This is a genomic window from Bradyrhizobium sp. UFLA05-112 (assembly GCF_053572325.1).
The window spans coordinates 1-17,960 of sequence record NZ_JBANBK010000122.1 but is presented as its reverse complement, the minus strand read 5'-3'; the positions used below and the strand labels follow the sequence as shown (position 1 = coordinate 17,960).

At 63.5% G+C, this 17,960-nt stretch carries 17 protein-coding genes; 12 read left to right on the top strand and 5 right to left on the bottom strand.

From position 1 onward, the window contains the following. Positions 1 to 208 (bottom strand): aldolase/citrate lyase family protein (locus SO180_RS38995; protein WP_449384096.1); only part of this gene is annotated, 208 nt, incomplete at its 3' end. Beyond that, positions 208 to 660 carry a MaoC family dehydratase gene (locus SO180_RS38990; RefSeq protein WP_449384095.1) on the bottom strand — a complete coding sequence of 151 codons (453 nt, stop codon included), beginning with the start codon at positions 658 to 660 and terminating at the stop codon, positions 208 to 210. The genes SO180_RS38990 and SO180_RS38995, both read right to left, overlap by 1 nt. A gap of 213 nt (positions 661 to 873) precedes the next feature. On the opposite strand from SO180_RS38990, the gene SO180_RS38985 reads away from it, so the two are divergent. From SO180_RS38985 to SO180_RS38965, 5 genes are read left to right on the top strand one after another with little or no spacing between them, the layout of a single operon-like run. Then, entirely contained in the window at positions 874 to 1,896 is a 1,023-nt protein-coding gene (locus SO180_RS38985; protein ID WP_449384094.1) for a TRAP transporter substrate-binding protein, read from the top strand. A 31-nt stretch (positions 1,897 to 1,927) separates the two neighbouring features. Beyond that, positions 1,928 to 2,482, top strand: a complete 555-nt coding sequence (locus tag SO180_RS38980) for a TRAP transporter small permease subunit (protein ID WP_449384093.1) — start codon at positions 1,928 to 1,930, stop codon at positions 2,480 to 2,482. A 6-nt stretch (positions 2,483 to 2,488) separates the two neighbouring features. Then, positions 2,489 to 3,778 (top strand): TRAP transporter large permease, encoded by a 1,290-nt coding sequence (locus tag SO180_RS38975; protein WP_449384092.1) that lies wholly within the window; start codon positions 2,489 to 2,491, stop codon positions 3,776 to 3,778. Positions 3,779 to 3,808: 30 nt separating this feature from the next. Next, positions 3,809 to 4,975 carry an acyl-CoA dehydrogenase family protein gene (locus tag SO180_RS38970; RefSeq protein WP_449384091.1) on the top strand — a complete coding sequence of 389 codons (1,167 nt, stop codon included), beginning with the start codon at positions 3,809 to 3,811 and terminating at the stop codon, positions 4,973 to 4,975. Positions 4,976 to 4,978: 3 nt separating this feature from the next. Next, complete coding sequence (locus tag SO180_RS38965; RefSeq protein ID WP_449384090.1) at positions 4,979 to 6,229, top strand: acetyl-CoA hydrolase/transferase family protein; 1,251 nt, start codon at positions 4,979 to 4,981, stop codon at positions 6,227 to 6,229. Positions 6,230 to 6,231: 2 nt separating this feature from the next. On the opposite strand, the gene SO180_RS38960 is transcribed toward SO180_RS38965, so the two are convergent. The 3 genes from SO180_RS38960 to SO180_RS38950 all read right to left on the bottom strand — a co-directional run bounded on the left by SO180_RS38960 (position 6,232) and on the right by SO180_RS38950 (position 10,352). After that, entirely contained in the window at positions 6,232 to 6,762 is a 531-nt protein-coding gene (locus SO180_RS38960; RefSeq protein WP_449384089.1) for a hypothetical protein, read from the bottom strand. 14 nt (positions 6,763 to 6,776) lie between these two features. Next, positions 6,777 to 8,087 (bottom strand): hypothetical protein, encoded by a 1,311-nt coding sequence (locus tag SO180_RS38955; protein WP_449384088.1) that lies wholly within the window; start codon positions 8,085 to 8,087, stop codon positions 6,777 to 6,779. 66 nt (positions 8,088 to 8,153) lie between these two features. Continuing rightward, on the bottom strand, positions 8,154 to 10,352 hold the full coding sequence (locus tag SO180_RS38950) for a hypothetical protein (RefSeq protein ID WP_449384087.1): 2,199 nt from the start codon (positions 10,350 to 10,352) through the stop codon (positions 8,154 to 8,156). Between the two features lie 747 nt (positions 10,353 to 11,099). On the opposite strand from SO180_RS38950, the gene SO180_RS38945 reads away from it, so the two are divergent. The 7 genes from SO180_RS38945 (at position 11,100) to flgE (ending at position 17,875) form a co-directional block, all read left to right on the top strand. Beyond that, on the top strand, positions 11,100 to 11,795 hold the full coding sequence (locus SO180_RS38945) for an RNA polymerase sigma factor (protein ID WP_449384086.1): 696 nt from the start codon (positions 11,100 to 11,102) through the stop codon (positions 11,793 to 11,795). 145 nt (positions 11,796 to 11,940) lie between these two features. Continuing rightward, entirely contained in the window at positions 11,941 to 12,765 is an 825-nt protein-coding gene (locus SO180_RS38940; RefSeq protein WP_449384085.1) for a flagellin, read from the top strand. Positions 12,766 to 12,829: 64 nt separating this feature from the next. Then, positions 12,830 to 14,530: a flagellar filament capping protein FliD gene (gene fliD / locus SO180_RS38935; protein ID WP_449384084.1), complete on the top strand. Its 1,701-nt coding sequence runs from the start codon at positions 12,830 to 12,832 to the stop codon at positions 14,528 to 14,530. Next, the gene (locus tag SO180_RS38930) at positions 14,530 to 14,958 is read left to right on the top strand and encodes a flagellar export chaperone FliS (protein ID WP_449384083.1); all 429 of its coding nucleotides are present in this window, start codon (positions 14,530 to 14,532) and stop codon (positions 14,956 to 14,958) included. Before fliD ends, SO180_RS38930 begins: the two co-directional genes overlap by 1 nt. Positions 14,959 to 15,147: 189 nt before the next feature. Next, positions 15,148 to 15,417, top strand: coding sequence for a hypothetical protein (locus SO180_RS38925; RefSeq protein ID WP_449384082.1), 270 nt, complete (start codon positions 15,148 to 15,150; stop codon positions 15,415 to 15,417). A gap of 507 nt (positions 15,418 to 15,924) precedes the next feature. Continuing rightward, a complete protein-coding gene (locus SO180_RS38920) occupies positions 15,925 to 16,590 on the top strand; it encodes a flagellar hook assembly protein FlgD (protein ID WP_449384097.1) in 666 nt (221 codons plus the stop codon). 19 nt (positions 16,591 to 16,609) lie between these two features. Then, positions 16,610 to 17,875, top strand: coding sequence for a flagellar hook protein FlgE (gene flgE, locus SO180_RS38915; protein WP_449384081.1), 1,266 nt, complete (start codon positions 16,610 to 16,612; stop codon positions 17,873 to 17,875). The last annotated feature ends 85 nt before the right edge of the window (positions 17,876 to 17,960 follow it).

Genomic DNA, 17,960 nt, shown 5'->3' with positions numbered 1-17,960 from the left:
TGCCGGCGTCGAGCGCATTGACGCGGACATAGAGCTGATGCGGGCCGCGGCGACCCTGAAGCATCGCGAGCGTCAACCTGCGCGCCTCGTCCTTCTTCTCCGCGACGACGGAGTCTTCGAGATCGATAATCAGGGCGTCGGCCTTGCCTTCACTCGCCTTCTCGAATTTGCGCGGGGAATCGCCCGGCACGAACAGCATCGAACGCATCAGGCTGGCCTCTTGTGCATCATCGCCATGCGGCGGCATTTGCCGACGATCTCGTCGTTCTGGTTGTAGGCATGGTGCTCGAACTCGACAATGCCTGCCTTCGGTCGCGATTTGGATTCGCGCACCGACAGCACCTTCGTCGTCGCCCGCAGCGTGTCGCCATGAAATACCGGTTTAGGGAAGGTCACGTCGGTCATGCCGAGATTGGCCACCGTGGTGCCGAGCGTCGTGTCGTAGACGGTCATGCCGATCATGATGCCGAGTGTATAGAGGCTGTTGAAGATGCGCTGGCCGAACTCGGTCTGCGCGGAAAAGTGCGCATCGATGTGCAGGGGCTGCGGGTTGAGCGTCAGCAGGCTGAAGAGCGTGTTGTCCATTTCCGTGACCGTGCGCGTCAGCGGATGCCTGAACTCCTGGCCTACCGAAAAATCCTCGAAATAAAGCCCCGCCATCTGTTTCTCCCTTCCAAGCCGATGGTTCAGATGCGTGAACCCGGGGGCGACATCGCAAGCCTTCTCGGCCTTTCGATGCATAGCCCTATGCGTTGTTCATAACCTTGACAGATAAATTCACATATATGTACGTTTAGCTCAAGCAAGAAATGGTGCGAAGGGCCAGTCGCTTGAGCCGCGGCTCCAGCGTTGCCACGTCTCAGGGAGAAACGAATGAACAAGAAGCTGGTGTGGGCCCTCGCGGTGCTGGCCTTGCCGATCGCGACGAGTTCGGCGCAGGCGCTCGAGCTGAAGGTCGCCGACTCTTTTCCCGCCGGCCATTACCTCGTCCGCCTGATGCTGAAGCCGTGGATGGACGACGTCACCAAGCGGACGAACGGCGCCGTGACCTTCACCTATTATCCGAACCAACAGATCGGCAAAGCCGGCGACATGCTGCGCCTGACGCAATCCGGCGTCGTCGACATCGGCTACATCGGGCCGTCCTATGTCTCCGACAAGATGCCTCTGTCGGAGGTCGCGCAATTGCCGGGCGCCTTCCAGACGAGCTGCCAAGGCACGCTCGCCTACTGGAAGACCGCGCGCGAGGGCCTGCTCGCCAAGCAGGAGTACGCACCCAACAAGATCAAGCTGCTGTTCGAGGTGGTGCTGCCGCCCTATCAGGTGTGGACCGCCAAGGCGAAGGTCGAAACGCCGAAGGACATGCAGGGCCTGAAGCTGCGCACCACCGGTGGCGCGCAGGACCTGACGTTGCGCGCGCTCGGCGCCGTGCCGGTGCGCATGGCTGCGCCCGATGCCTATGAGTCGCTGTCGCGCGGCACGATGGACGGCCTGCTGTTTCCGATGGAAAGCGTCGTCGCCTATGGTCTCGACAAGCTCGTGAAGCACGCCACCGAAGGCGTCAGCTTCGGCAGCTTCATCGTTGCCTATTCGATCAATCAATCGGTCTGGGACAAGCTGCCGGAGGACGTCAAGAAGGCGATGGACCAGGCCTCCGAGGCGATCGAGCCGAGGGCCTGCGCCGACGTCGACAAGGAGCAGGACGCGACGAAGCAGCACCTTACCGAGAGTGGCGTCAGCTTCGAGCCGCTGCCGGAGGCGACGCGCGCCGAGATCAAGGAGAAGCTCAAGGGTGTCGGCCACGAATGGGCGTCCGGTCTCGACAGCCGCGGCAAGCCGGCTTCGGCAGCGCTGAAGGAATTCGAAGCTTTACTCGCCGCAGGTGGCACGCAGTAGCGAAAGTCGCGACAAGGAGGAGGCGCCGAACGTGATCGAGAGGCTCGGCAATGCGCTTTCTGCGCTGGAGCGCGCGCTGACGGTGATCGCAGAGGTGTTCCTGTTCGTGATCATGGTGCTTGTCGTGACTGACGTGTTCATGCGCTACGTCATGAACCGGCCGTTCTCCTTCACCTACGACCTGATCGGGCTCTATCTCCTCGCCGGCGTTTTCTTTCTCACGTTGTCGGATGGCTTGCGCGAGCATGCCCATGTCGGCGTCGATATTTTGTTGTCGCGCTTCTCGCCGGCTGGGCGGCGGCTGTCGGAGATCATCACCGCGCTCGCCGGCCTGTTCGTGTTCGTCCTGATCTGCAAGGTAGGTTTCGAGCGAGCGCTGGAAAATTACGATCAGCATGACGTGCTCGCGGGCGCGATCCCCTGGCCGACCTGGATCTCGGCAGCGCTGGTGCCGTTCGGCTGTGGCGTCCTGGTGCTGCGGCTGACGCTGCAACTCATCGGCAATGTGCTGAGCCTCATCAGCGGGCGCGACCTCTATCCTTTGCCGCCGGTGACTGGGATCGGCGAAGCAAGATCGTTCGAGTAGCGGCCGATGACACCTCTTGTCGTCCTCTGCCTTCTGTTCTGCCTGCTCGCGCTCGGCACGCCCGTCGGTTTTGCGATGGCCTTTTCCGGTTCGGTGGGGCTCGTGATGGTCGGCGGCTTTGCGACGCTGTCGGGCATCTTGCAAACGGCGCCGCTTTCGACTGTGTCCTCCTATGAGCTGATCACCATCCCGATGTTTCTGCTGATGGCCGATCTCGTGCTGCTGTCCGGCGTCGCGGATGATCTGTTCAAGACGGCATCGGCCTGGGTCGGCCGCGTCCCCGGCGGGCTCGGCATGGCGACTGCGCTCGCGGGTGCGGGCTTTGGCGCGATCTGCGGCACCTCGACGGCCTCGGCCGCGACGCTGTCCTCGACCAGCCTGCCGGCGATGATCCGCCAGGGTTACGAGCCGAAGATGGCGGCGGGCGTGGTCGCGATCTCCGGTACGTTGTCCATGCTGCTGCCGACCAGCGTCGCACTCGTGATCTTCGGCCTGCTTGCAGAGGTGAACATCGGCAAGCTCTTAATCAGCGGCATCATCCCGGCGATCCTCGTCACCATCACCATCATGGCCACGATCTACTTCCTGGTCTGGCAGGATCCGTCGCGAGCGCCGGGCGCAAAATCGGTGCCGTGGCGCGACAAGTTTGCGCTGCTCTGGCAGGTCTCACCGATGGTGGTGCTGTTCTCGATCGTGACCGGCACGATCTATCTCGGCGTCGCGACGCCGACGGAAGCCTCGGCCTTCGGCGCGTTCGGCGCCTTCCTGCTCGCGATCGTCAAGGGCAAGATCACACCGTCCTCGCTCTACAGGACGCTGCTGCGAGCCTGTCACGGCACCTGCATGATCATCATGATTCTGGTGGGTGCCTCGATCTTCGGCTATTTCTTCACGCTCACGCATGTGACGCAGGATCTCGTCGCCTGGATCGGTTCGCTTCCGACCTCGCGCTGGGTCATCATCACGCTGATCCTCTGCGGCTATATCGTGCTCGGCTCCTTCATGGACCAGATCGCGATTTTGGTGCTCACGGTGCCGATCGTGCTGCCGCTGATCAAGACGCTCGGCTTCGATCCGATCTGGTTCGGCGTCATCAAGATCGTCACCGCCGAGGTCGGCATGATCACGCCGCCGGTCGGCCTCAACTGCTTCATCGTCGCCCGCTACGCCAAGCGGCCGGTGGCGGAGGTGTTCCACGGCACCTTCCCGCATTTCATCGCGCACCTGATCGCGATAGCGATCCTGGTCGCGTTCCCGAGTATCATCCTCTGGCTGCCCTCGCAGATGGGGCGCTAGCGTTACGAGCCTCCGGCAAAGGAGACCATTATGGATTTCGCGCTCACCGATCAGCAGGAAGCCATCCGCGACGCCATCGCAAAGGTCTGCGAAGGCTTTGACGACGCCTACTGGCTGAACAAGGACCGCGAGGGGGGCTTCCCGCACGATTTCCATAAGGCGCTGGCCGATGCCGGCTGGCTCGGCATCTGCGTACCCGAAGCCTATGGCGGCTCCGGTCTCGGTATCACCGAGGCCGCGATCATGATGCGCACCATCGCGGAATCCGGCGCCGGCATGTCCGGCGCCTCGGCCGTGCATATCAACGTGTTCGGTCTCAACCCCGTCGTTGTGTTCGGCACCGAGGAGCAGCGCAAGCGAATGCTGCCGCCGATGGTCGAGGGCCGCGAAAAGGCCTGCTTCGCCGTCACCGAGCCCAACACCGGCCTCAACACCACGCAACTCAAGACGCGCGCGGTCGCCAAGAACGACCGCTACGTCGTCAACGGCCAGAAGGTGTGGATCTCGACCGCGCAGGTCGCGCACAAGATCTTGCTGCTCGCGCGCACGACGCCGCTCGAGGAGGTGCGTTCGCCGACCCATGGCCTCAGCCTGTTCTACACGGATTTTGACCGCAAGCGGATCAAGGTCCACGAGATCGAGAAAATGGGCCGCAAGGTCGTCGATTCCAACGAGCTGTTCTTCGAGGACTTTGAGATTCCGATGGAGGACCGCATCGGAGAGGAGGGGCGTGGCTTCGAGTACATCCTCGAAGGCATGAACCCCGAACGCATCCTCATCGCCGCGGAAGCGGTGGGCCTCGGCAAGCTCGCGCTGTCGCGCGCGACCGAATATGCCAAGACGCGTGTCGTCTTCAACCGTCCCATCGGCAAGAACCAGGGCATCCAGCATCCGCTCGCGGTGAACTGGGTCGAGCTCGAGGCCGCCTGGCTGATGGTGATGTCGGCAGCTTGGCAGTACGACAAGGGTATGCCCTGCGGCGCCGCCGCCAATGCCGCAAAATATCTCGCGGGCGAGGCCGGCTTCCAGGCGTGTGAGCAGGCGGTGATGACGCATGGCGGCTTTGGCTACGCCAAGGAATTCCACGTCGAGCGCTACCTGCGCGAGATCTTGATCCCGCGTATCGCGCCGGTCAGCCCGCAGCTCGCGCTCAGCTTCATTGCGGAGAAGGTGCTTGGCCTCGCCAAGTCCTACTAAGCCGTGTCCGGACATGTGCCATCGATCGACTTCACCGGCCTGATCCGGGACGGCGATCTCGTGGTGTGCGGGCAGGCGACTGCCGAGCCGCGCACGCTCACCGAAGCGCTCGTGAAACAGGCAGATCGTCTTCCGTCGTTCCGTCTGCTGGTTGGCCCACTCTTCTCCGAGACGTTTTCGTCCGAATGCGCGCCGAACATTTCGTTTCTCGGCTATGGCGTGATCGGCAATGCCAGACGTCTCGCCAAAGCCCGCCGGCTACTGGTGATCCCGAGCAATTACAGCGCCTTCTGCGCTGATTTCGCTGCGGGACGGCACCGGGCGGACGTCGTGCTCGTGCAGCTCGCGCAAGCGAGCGACGGCAGGCTCAGCGCCAGCCTTTCGAACGACTATGTGATCGGCGCCGCACGCCACGCGCGTCTGGTCGTTGCGGAAATCAATGCAGATGCGCCTTGGACATTCGGTGCCGAATGGCCGGATGACGTGCCGATCGATCTGCGTGTTGTGACCTGCCGCCAGCCAGTCGAATTGCCGTCAACGCCGCCTGATGACGTATCGCGCAGTATCGCCGCCCATGCGGCAGACCTGATCGCCGATGGCAGCACCTTGCAGTTCGGGGTCGGCAGGATTCCGGACGCGATCCTTTCCTCGCTCTCGCATGCGCGTGACCTCGGCGTTCACTCCGGCCTGATCAACGATGCCGTCGTCGACCTGATCGAGCACGGCACGGTCACCAACGCGCGCAAGGGGCTGGATGCGGGCATCATCGTTGCCAATCAGGTGATCGGCACGCAGCGGCTCTATCGCTTCGTGCAAGAGAACAGGGCGGTCGCGGTGCGGCCGGCATCCTACACGCATAGCCAGGGCGTGCTGGCGCGGATCAACCGTCTGGTCGCGATCAATTCCGCGCTTCAGGTCGGTCTCGACGGCTCGGTCAATTCCGAAACCTTGAACGGCGTGGCGGTCGGCGCGATCGGCGGGCAGCTCGACTTCGTGCGCGGTGCCAACGCCTCGCCGGGCGGCCGGGCCATCATCGCGCTACCCGCAACCGCCTCGGATGGAGCGAGCCGCATCGTGCTTGATGTCGAGACCGTAACGACGCCACGCGCCGATGTCGACGCCATCGTGACCGAATGGGGCGTGGCGGAGCTGCGCGGCTGCGATCTTGCCGAACGCGCGCGCCGCCTGATCGCGATCGCGGCGCCGGCGCATCGCGATGATTTATCTGCGGAGCTCAAGAAGCGAGGCCGTTAGCCTCAGTTCATCTGCGCAAAGCTCGGCCTGCTCTCGGTGCTGTCGATGATCCCCGGCAGCTCGGTCGCCTCATTCGCAATCATGCCCGACATCCGCCAGAACAGGTGCGCGAGCCGGGTGAAACATTGCCGCTCGCGTTCGATCGGCGACGCCTCTTCGGGAACGGTCAGGGTCTCAAGCCCGACCACGCGGCGGGTATCCGGCCAGATCGTCATCGATTGTGCGATAGCTGAGAAGCAGCGCGGGTCGTCGCTGTCGTCGGGCGCCGTCGGCAGACCGGGATATTGAACGGGCGCGACATGGAATTTGTAGGCGCCGCAGCCGAGCTGGAGCAGGAATTTCTCCGCGATCGCGATGTCATTGGCAAAGGACACCAGCCGCGCATCGCGTAAGGTTTCGGGTGCGATCGCGAGCAGATCGCGCGCCGACAGTGCCGAGCAGAAGGAGAGGTTCGGGTTGTGCTCGCGGAGCAGAGCGGCAAGCGGTAGCTGCTGTTGGCCGGTTTGTGTGAGCAGGATGATGGTCTTCAGCATTGGAGTAGCTCTCGTCAGGGGATGAGGTGGCAGCGCGTGGCTTCGGCCGCGGCGCTGGCGAAGAAGTCACCGGCGATCTTCTGTCCCGGTGCGATCTCGAGGACGCGATAGCGCGCGAGGCGCGCAGCCTCCCGAGCCGCATTGACATCGTCCTGCCAGCCGCAGAGCGACAGCTCGAAGCGTCCGTAGCCGCCGCAGTCGCGGGCGAAGGCGCCGGTCACCGCCTCGACGGTGGCGGCGACCGCATGCGCCTCGTTGGCCTCGACGTCGCGCAGGATCACGGCCACGCCGTTGTCGGCTGCGGCCTGAGAGGTCATGACCATGAAAGCGTCGCGTGCGCCGGTCCGGCCGGCACGGCGGGCCGCGCGCACGAGAGATGCGAAGCTGGCATCGCGCCCGAGCTCGGTCGTGGTCGTCGGTTGCGCGTGGATGATGACGGCGCGGTTCGCCGCGAGGTCGCCCGTCAGCGTGTGATAGGAGCGGGGCAGCCAAACCGTGTCGAGCGGGCCGTGTGAAGAGGCGTGGCTCCAGGCCTGGTCGAGCAGGTAGCCGTCCCATATCGTGGGATGGGAGGCGGCGAGATGGTGCCAGGCCTGCAGCACTTGCTCCGCGCCGGCCGTGCGACCGAGATAGAGAGTTTGAGCCGACATCTCCCAGCGGTTCCACTTGTGGAGCGCGACGTCGCAGCCGAGCGAGGACGGCAGCAGGGGCGCCTCGCGCAGCACTGCGCCGGCCTCGATGAACAGCAGCGGTTCGTGGTAGCGGCTCCACATCCGCGCGATGAACTCGGCCTTCTCGAAGCAAAGCACTTCTTCGCCGAGCTCGGCTGCGATCGGTTCGATATGGCTGTCGAGCTCAAAAGCCTCGAGCGAGCGCTGCAAGGCGCGGATCGTGGAAGGGTCGGTGCCGTACGGATAGTAGGAGATGATACGCGGCCGCACCGTGCATTGATCTGCGGCCGCAAGAAACTTCGACCACCCGATGCCGCCCCACCACATTTCATGCGGACCCTCGGCGCTTGGGCCGACCGTGCCGAACTCGGTCAGCTTCGACTTGAGGAAGTCGAAGGCCGGGTTTTCGCTGAGTGGAATGACGACCGCGCAGCCCGGAGTCAGGGTGCGGTAGAACAGCTCGGCCGCGGCGCCGCTCGGCGGCTCGGTCAGGATGATCACTCCGCCGCTCCGGCGGCCTTCATGCGTCATCTGTACCGTCGGGGCGCCGTAGCGATCGACCAGCCAGCCGAGGCGATGGCGCTGCGCTTCGCCGAGCCGGATGCCGGCCGTGCGCAAAAGGCCGTCAAGATCTGTCTGCGTTCCGTCCGTCAACTCCGTGCCCCCTCGTTTCGTATCGGCCCTTGGGCTTCAACGGGCGAAGGGGCCAGATCAGGCGCATTATTCGAGCGCGGTGAAGAGGATGCGGGCGTGACTGAGCGAGGTGAGTGCGACCGAATAGACTGCGATGTCCCGTGCCATTGGGGCGACCGGGATCAAGAGGCAGCCGTCGTCGTTCTCGGCGCAGTAGTAGGGACCGCTTCGCTGGAGCCCAGCATGGACCAGGCTGTCGGCAGCGATCCCGGTCACCTCCTGGCTTTCGGCCGCATCGCGAATGCTGTCGCCGCTCTGGACGGTCACCCCGTGGAGAAGCCCCTCGCGGGCGAGCTTGGCCAGCGGCACGGCGATCGTCGCGACCGCCATCGCTCGCGATAACGGGATGCGGAGGCGCAGTTCGCCAAGTCCGGTGCGATGGACGGTCACCGTTTCCATCGCGGCGCGGCCGTCGGTGCGGAACAGGCCGATCTGTAACGCACCGCAGGAGGCTTCCTCGAACACGTCGGCGGGCAGGCGGTTCGCGCCGAACAGCGTGTAGAGATAGGAATAGGACGGGGACAGCACGGCAAAGCTGCCGGCCAGCCACATCGGCGGCGCTGCCGAGGTGCAGGCGGCGGAGAGGCCGCGAGCAGTGAGCTGATTGCGGACGAACTCGTCATCGAGCAGCGGCGCAAGCGCATGGGTGCCGAGATTGACATCGTGCTTCAATCCGCCGAGCAGTGCGATCTCGTCGTCGTCCGGCAGCAACAACAGGCGCGCCAGCGTCGCGGCACTCCAGGTCGCGGCGACATCGAGCGCAGCATAAGGAAGCAGGTCGTATTCGGAGGCGATCCTGTCCGCTGCTGCCGCGAAGGCCAGTGCGCCCGATTGGATCTCGGCAGCCAGCGCGATCTGCTCGGCGGGCCGGGGATTGATCTCGCGCAGGACGGCCTCGTCCTGATAGTCTCGCACCGAGCCGTCGGCCGAGCAGCAGATCTGCTCGAGCAGCGCGACATTGCGGATCAGCATGCGCTTGACGTGCGGCGTCACCACGATATCGGAGATGAAGCCTTCCGCAGTATCGCTCTCGGCGATGTCGTCGAAAGCGTCATCGAGCGAGATCAGATAGGCGCCGTGCAAGCGGATCTTGATGCCTTCCTGGTCGAAGATGCGGCGCAGCGCCTTCTGCACGCTGCCGGAATAGCCGAGATCGGCGAGCACGAGGTCGGTGCAGTCGTCAAATCCGGGGATGGTGTGGCGGAGATAAGCGAGCAGGCGGGCGCGCAAGCCGGCGGCAAGCTCGGTGATTTCGCCGGCATCCATCAGATCCGGCAGCGCTTCAGCAAGCTCATCGCCGGGCGCGATCCCGTCGGGATAATTCGCAAAGAAGGCGGCGACCTTCGGCGGCAGGATCTTGATCATGTCGCGCAGCGTCGGGGCGTCGATCTTCATGATCTTGCCGAGGAGATCGCAGAGCGGCTCCATCGAATCAGCGGAGCCGATCAGGCTGACGCGGCGATTGATCTCTACATAAGCCGAGGTCGCGCCGTGGCGTTCCTGCCAGATCCGGTGCGACAAAAATCCGTCGCGGCCAAGGAAACCGAGCGCGACGCGCCGGCCGCGCTGTGCCAGCGCCTCGTAGCGGGCCGCGACGAAAACGTCGAACGCCGTCATCACCGAACCGAGCACGGTCATGCCCAACTGGAACGCCGGTGATTTCTCTGCGCTCCGCGCCGCCACCATCCGCCGCAGCGTACGTGAGCCGTGGTCGAGCCGCGATGGCTTGCCCTGGCACAACAAGTCGAACATCGCGGTCTCGCGCTGGAGCTTCGAGGCCAATGACGCCGAGGCTTGCGGATAGTAGCGTGGACGGATGCCGTGGCGCCGCGCGCCCCTGATGTCGGCACTCTGGTTGTCGCCGATGTGAAACGACGCGGCCGGATCGACGCCCTGTTCTGCAATGTATCTGGCGAACAAGGACTCGCTCTTGCCGCTGCCATGATCGCAGGACGCATAGAGGAAGTCCCAGGCGAGGCCGGGATGGCAGGCGCGTAGCAGGCGGGCGAGCTGCGCGGAATCCCAGTAGGTGTCCGAGATGAAGCCAGTGCGATGGCCGGCGCGCATCATGTCCAGATATTGCCGAAGCATTTCCGGATTGACGCGACAAAGCTCGAGCTCGGCGGCGAACTCGGCCTCGACGAGATCATCGAGATTGCGGCGATCGAGCCCGAACAGCTTGAACGGAAAATAGGAATAGATCTCGGCGATGTGCACTTCGCTCACGCCGCGTTTGTCCTTCGCGGTTCTGCGTGCGCGCGATTCGGCCTGGATCCGATGCTGAACGAAACTGGCGGAAACGTTCGGACATGTTACGGAAATGCCGGACAGCTCGTAAGTCCTTTCAAATACGCCATCTGGCGTCGTGCAGGCGCGCACCAGAAACGTATCGAAAACATCGAATGACCAAGCAGAAACAATTCTCGTCCGACGTTGCGCGTCGGCCGTCGCGATCTTCATGCTGCAATTCCCCGCCAATCGAACCGATTAACGCTGCCGTGTTGCAAGTCAGGCGCTCTCGCGGCGAAAAAAGTTCACGCGTGATTCAAAACCGCGCATGTCGCGACTGACAGATTCAAAAAATCCGCTAGGTTCGAAAAGGTGATTCGGCAAAAATTGCCGAGTGAGAAAATCGTCTCGTGTTCATTCACACTTGGACACAATCGATCGCCGCGTGCCTCGCGCGCAGAGCGCGTGTTCGTTTTAGTGCCGTGTATCTCCTCGAGTTTTTGAAGCTGCATCTGTTCGGGATGAATGATCCGCAAATGACGCGAGACGATGTCGATGATTGCAGGACAGTAGCGCGCGCTTCGCGCAACGTCGGCAATTGTTGCCGGTCACTCGGCAAAAGATTCCGGATAACATCTTGAAAAATAACAAAAATTCTCCGCCTGGATTGGTTCGGTTCCGCGTTCAACGCCTGGAAGCCGTGCGGAATATGCGCCGCCGGCATTGCGGGTTGGAGATTGCGGGATGAGTTACGCGCTTGATGTCTGGGCGCCCGCCGAGGCCGAAGTAACGACGACGGTGCCGGTCGACGAGACCCTGCCGGTGATGCCGTCGGCGCCGCTCGCGCCGGACACCGTGCCCGCCGCCGAGATCGTCCTCGACGAAGACAGCGAGCTGCTTGATCGCCTGGCGACCGGCGACGAGGCGGCGTTCCGCATGCTGGTCGAGCGTCACATCGATCGCGCCTATGCGATCGCGCTGCGCATCGTCGGCAACGCGGCGGATGCGGAGGACGTGGTGCAGGACACCATGCTCAAGATCTGGAGCCATCGCGGACGCTGGCAGCATGGCCGCGCCAAGTTCTCGACCTGGCTCTACCGCGTCATCTCCAACCGCTGCATCGACCTGCGCCGCAAGCCGCGCACGGAGAACGTCGACACAGTGCCGGAAGTTGCCGATGGTCAGCCCGATGCGGTTGACATCATCGAGCGCAACGAGCTGAACGACATGCTGGAGGTCGCAATGCAACGGCTGCCCGAGCAGCAGCGCATCGCGGTGATCCTGTCGTATCATGAGAGCATGAGCAACGGCGAGATCGCCCAAGTGATGGACACAACGGTCGCTGCGGTGGAGTCGCTGCTCAAGCGCGGCCGCCAGCAGCTCCGCCAGCTGCTGCGGCGGCACGAGCGCGACATCCGCACCGCGTTTACCGATTGCTAACTATAAAATCCTGCTCTCGGAAACTTTTTCGCCTGATCTCCTTGCGCTCCGACGTTTGAGCGAACGGACGGGGCTGCGGTCCGCGTCGTCGTCAGTCGCTTAATCACGATGCGGCACGTCATGCCCATCAGCACAGGAGCCAGCAATGCCCGCGATTTCCACCAACACCGCTGCGAACGCCGCAGTCCGCTACCTCAATATCAACTCCGCGCAGGAGACCAGCGCGCTCTCGAAACTGTCGAGCGGCTCGCGTATCACCTCCGCTTCCGACGACGCCGCCGGACTTGCGATCTCGACCCGCATCTCCTCGGACGTCACCACGCTCCAGCAGGCCGCGACCAACGCCTCGCAAGCGACCGCGATCCTGCAGACCGCCGACGGCGGCGCCTCGAACATCTCCGACATTCTCGCCCGCATGAAGTCGCTGGCCTCCGAGTCGGCCTCGGGCACCACGACAGACTCCAGCCGCGCCTACATCAACTCGGAATTCTCGCAGCTCACGAGCGAAATCGATTCCATCGCGTCCGGCACCCGCTACTCGAGCCAGAGCCTGCTCGACGGCACCAGCGTGTTCTCCTCCGGTGTTTCCGTGCTGGTCGGCTCGTCCAGCTCGGATACCATCACCATCACGCTGTCGAGTCTGACGGCTTCCTCGCTCGCCGTCTCCTCGCTCGACGTCAGCTCGCAGTCGGGTGCGACCTCGGCGCTGGACACGCTGGACTCCGCGATCGATACGGTCTCGGCCGCGCGCGCCTCGATCGGTGCGCAGGAATCCCGTTTCAACTTCTCCTCGGACTCGATCTCGACCCAGACCCAGAACCTGCAATCCGCCAACTCGGCGATCAAGGACGTCGATATCGCGGCCGAGCAGGCCACGCTGTCCTCGGCCGAGGTGAAGACCCAGGCCGCAGTCTCGGCCGAATCCGCCGCGAACCAGATGCCGCAGTACCTGCTCAAGCTGCTCGGCTAAGGATCGTCTTTCCGGGCCGGCATGAGGCCGGCCCGGCTCTTCCTGCGATAGGTCGGGCACATCAGTGACCAGTGTCAGTTCAAGCACCAGCAGCACCTCGACGAGCTCGACGTCGTCGAGCGCGTCCTCGGTGACCACGACCGGAACAACCACGTCGACCAGCCTCGACTGGAGCGCGCTGATCACGGCGGCGGTGAATGCCAAGCTCACTGCCGCGACGACGATCTCAACCACGATCACCAATAATGAGGCGAAGGTCACGGCCTACCAGACGCTGCAAAGCGATCTGAAGACGCTCTATTCCGGACTTGCTTCGCTCGCGACGTCCGTCGTGAACTCGCTTGCGACCAACGTATTCGCAACGCGCGCTGCGACCATCAGCTCGAGCGGCGACGTCAGCGCGTCATCCGCCCTGTCCATGAGCGTCAGCAATGGCGCCGCGACCGGTGACCATACGTTGACCATTGGCCAGATCGCGACCGCGCAGAAGGTGGTCGGCACGGCGCAGTCAAGCGAGAGCGACGCACTCGGCTATACCGGCACGTTCTCGCTCGGACTTGGCAGTGGCTCAACCGCGAGCATCAGCGTGACGAGCACGATGTCGCTCCAGGACATTGTCGATGCCATCAACGCCCAGACATCGACGACCAACGTCCAGGCCTCGATCGTCCAGGTGTCCAGCGGCTCCTACGAAATGGTGCTGACGGGAACCGAAGATGCCGAGGATATCAGCTATTCCAGTACGTCGGGCGATGACATCCTCAACGAGCTGGGAATGACCGATAGCTCGGGATCATTCTCCGATGTGCTCCAAGCCGCGCAGGCGGCCGAGTTCACGCTCGATGGCATCTCGATGACCCGGGATACCAACGATATCACCGACGTTCTGACCGGCGTCACCTTCAACCTGCTGCAGGCGACCCCAAGCGGGGCGACGGTGAACATCAGCATCGAGACCGACACCAGCCAGATCGAGTCGGCGCTCGAGACTTTCGTCACGAACTACAACGCCTATCGCGATGCCGTGATAGCGCAGCAGGCGACCAATTCGGATGGCACCGCCTCTTCCAGCGCCGTGCTGTTCGGTGACGGCACCATGCGCGACATCACCAGTCAGCTTGAATCCGCGCTCAACAGCACGGTGGGCGGGCTGACGATGGCCGACCTCGGCCTGTCTTTCAACGACTCGAACGAGCTCGAGCTCGACACCTCGACGCTCTCGGAGATCCTGAGCACGAACCTGAGCGGCGTGACGACGCTCCTGTCGGCGCAGACCACGACCTCGTCGAGCCAGCTCAGCGTCGTCAATACCGGAACCTCGCCGCAATCCTTCACGCTAGACCTGACGGTCGATTCCTCGGGCAATCTCAGCTCGGCCTCGGTCGGCGGAGACTCCTCGCTGTTCACCGTCAGCGGCACCACCATCATCGGCAATGCCGGCACGGCCTATGCGGGCATGGCCTTCACCTACTCGGGAACGACCTCGCAATCGATCACGGTGACGTCGACTTCGGGGATCGCCACTCAACTCTACCAGATCGCCAAGAACGCCTCTTCGAGCACCGGCTCGCTGCAGACGCTGATCACTAACCTGGAAACGCGCGACGACGACCTGCAACAGAAGGTCGACGATATCCAGAGTGCCGCGTCGGCCTATCAGACGCAGTTGGAAGCGCAATATGCGAAATACCAGGCTGCGATCGAGAGCGCGAACAACACGCTGACCTATCTCAAGGCTTTGCTCAACTCCAGCTCGAGTAGTTAATGATGCATAATCCGATGGCGTACATGGCCAATCAGGCCTATCGGGGTGCGGCCACCACAGTGCCGCCGCTCAAGGCGGTGTCGATGCTGCTGGGCGGCGCGATCACGTTTCTTCAGAAGGCACTTGCTTCTCAGGAGGCGCGGCGCTTCGAGGAGGGGCATGAGTATCTGATGAAGGCGACCGCGATCCTGCGCGGGCTCAGTCACAATCTCGATTTCACCAAGGGTGGAGCGGTGGCCGAGCGGCTCTACCAGACCTACAATGCGATGATCCTGGCGAGCCTGCGAGCCTACGGCCGGCCGCATGCCCGCGAGAGTTACCGGCGGATCATCGTGGGCCTGACAGAGCTGCGCGAGGCCTGGGAATTCGTTGACGCGACCGTGCGGACGGCCAAGACCGGGACAGGCGATTCGGCGCAGAAGCGCTGAGCCCTTCGGGCCGGCTTCCGCCGCGACCGGCGCCGGGTTCCTGCGTCCCGTATATCTCCCGCTCGAGCGGTGGTTTCCGTGGCAATTCCGCGGGGCATCGCTGCTCCTGACGCGTCTGGACTGGCGAATTCGGTTTCCGTCGCCTCTGCAATGCTTTATGACAGGCCCCGGGGGTGCGGGACCCGGGCGATGGACGTCACCGAGTTTGAGGATCTGATCGATCGGTTGGGCGAGGACCTGTCCCTCTGGCCCGAAGATCGTCGTTTGTCCGCCGAAGAGCTGCTCGGTCATTCCGCCGATGCGCGCGCCCTGCTCGAAGCGGCACGCGCGCTCCGCAATGCGCTGGCCGCACGGCCGGTGCGGGCGCCTGCCGGACTTGCCGATCGTATCGTCGCCGCCGCCAAACGGACGGTCGATCCCGCCAAGCCCCACGCCCAGGACGAGACCGCGGGCAACTGAGCTTCTCGTTTCACATGCTTCAATGGTTTCGACCTCGAAGCGGACGTTAAGCCCTCGTCGCCTCATTCCGCCCACGGCGGAGCCGTCACAGATGACGTGATCGCTTGGGACAATCCTGTCGCCACATCGTCATGGCCGGGCATAGCCATCCGAAGGACGGCGTTGCTTCCGCTCGCCTATGTCCCGGCCATCCCCGCGTTTGCCCGCGGCACCAAGAACGTGGTGCGCGGGACAAGCCCGGGCATGACGCGCTTTGCGAACGCGCACGCGCAATCGCTCTGCGCGCAAGTGTGGCGAAGGACCGTTCTGCGCCGGCAGATCGACTTGATTTCGTCGTTCCTCTAAGTCGCGCACATACACGGCAGATTTTGCCGCCTCGGAAGGCGCATCGCAGCGCGCGAATCCCCGCCTGAATTCACGCGCCCGCGCGTTTCAACAGCACACAGATTTCAAGCGCAACCCGACGCGTTCGCTAGCCGCGCGTTGCACATGAACCAGGGCTTTTCGATGACCGTTGCCGCGACGACGTCTACTTCGACAGCAACGACGACGACATCGTCGTCGAGCTCCTCATCCACCTCATCATTGACGTCGAACGAGTTCCTGAGCCTGCTCGTCAGCGAGCTTCAGAACCAGGATCCGCTGAACGCGACGTCGACGACGGACTTCATCAACCAGCTTACGTCCTACGCCAATTTCAGCCAGCAGCAGTCGATCAACACCAATCTCAGCGCGCTCGCGAGCTCGTTCTCGAGCCTCGTGACGCTGAACTCGGTCAACTACATCGGCCACACCGTGGAGGCGAAGACCGATACGGCGACGCTGACCAACGGCTCGGCGACGTTCGGCTACTCGCTGTCCTCGACCGCGTCGAACGTTGCGATCACCGTCAAGGATTCGTCAGGCAATACCGTGTGGACCGGTACCGGCACCGGCAATTCCGGCTCCAACACCTTCACCTGGGACGGCAAGGATTCCAGTGGCAACCAGCTCTCCGACGGTGGCCAGTACACGATCTCCGTGACCGCAACGGACTCTGCCGGCAATTCGGTTCTCAACTACACGACGGTCACCGGCACGGTGACCGGCATCGACACCTCGACCTCGACGCCATCGCTCGCGGTGAACGGTGTCTCGGTGAGCGCCGCCAACATCATCGGCGTCACGTCCTGATTTCTTTCGGAGTTCGATCATGAGCCTCAGCGGCGCACTTTCCTCGGCAATCTCCGCGCTCAGCGCGCAGAGCCAGTCCTTGTCGATGATCAGCGACAACATCGCCAATTCCGACACGACCGGCTACAAGACGACGTCTGCGATGTTCGATGACCTCGTCACAGCATCGAGCAACGCCACCTCTTATGCTTCGGGCGGCGTCACCGTGTCCGGCCGGGCCAATATCACCCAGCAGGGCCTGCTGGCCGCGACGTCCAACGCGACCGACGTCGCGATCCAGGGCTCGGGCTTCTTCGTGGCGACCAACGCGACGTCCGGCGGCACGGTTTCCTATACCCGCAACGGTGCCTTCACCATCGACAACGCGGGCTACCTCGAAAACAACGGCTATTATCTCGAGGGCTGGCGCACCGACGCCGATGGCAACGTGACGGGCAATGAATCGGCGAGCAATCTCGAGGCCATCAACACCCAGGTGGCATCGACCAGCGGCAGCGCGACCACCAAGACGACGATTGCGGCGAACCTGCCGTCGGATGCCGCTACGGGCGACACCTATACCAGCTCGATGACGGTCTACGATTCACTGGGCGCGGCCAACTCGATCCAGATCACCTGGACCAAGACCGCCACCAACACCTGGAGTGCGAGCTTTGCCGATCCGACCTCGTCGTCGGACACCACGACCACGACCGGCACGACCAGCGGCACGGTTGCCATCACCTTCAACAGCGACGGCTCGCTGGCGAGCACCAGCCCCAGCCCGGCGACGATCTCGGTGTCGGGCTGGACCGACGGTGCGGCCGACAGCACCATCACACTCGATCTCGGTACGACGGGAGGAACGGACGGGCTGACGCAATACGCTTCGGGCGAAACCACGCCCTCTGTCAACGTCACGAGCATCACCTCGGACGGCCTGTCCTACGGCACGTTGTCGAGCATCGCGATCGGCAAGAACGGCGTGGTCGATGCCACCTATTCCAACGGCAAGACGATCGCGATCTACAAGATCGCGGTGGCGACCTTTGCCGATCCCAATGGTCTGTCCGCCAGCAGTGACCAGATGTATTCGGCGACCGTCACGTCGGGGGATCCGACGCTGCAGGCCTCCGGCGAGAATGGTGCGGGCACGATCTATGGCAGCGAGCTCGAATCCTCCACCACCGACACTTCGAGCCAGTTCTCCAGCATGATCTCGGCGCAGCAGGCCTACTCCGCAGCCTCGCAGGTCATCTCGACCGTCAACAAGATGTACGACACCCTGATCTCGGCGATGAGGTAGGCGATGCGCGGGGAACGGAGCCATGCCGCGGGAGAGGCGTTGCTGCTGCGACTGCGGCGGCTGATCGCACGCGCCCGTACTGCAG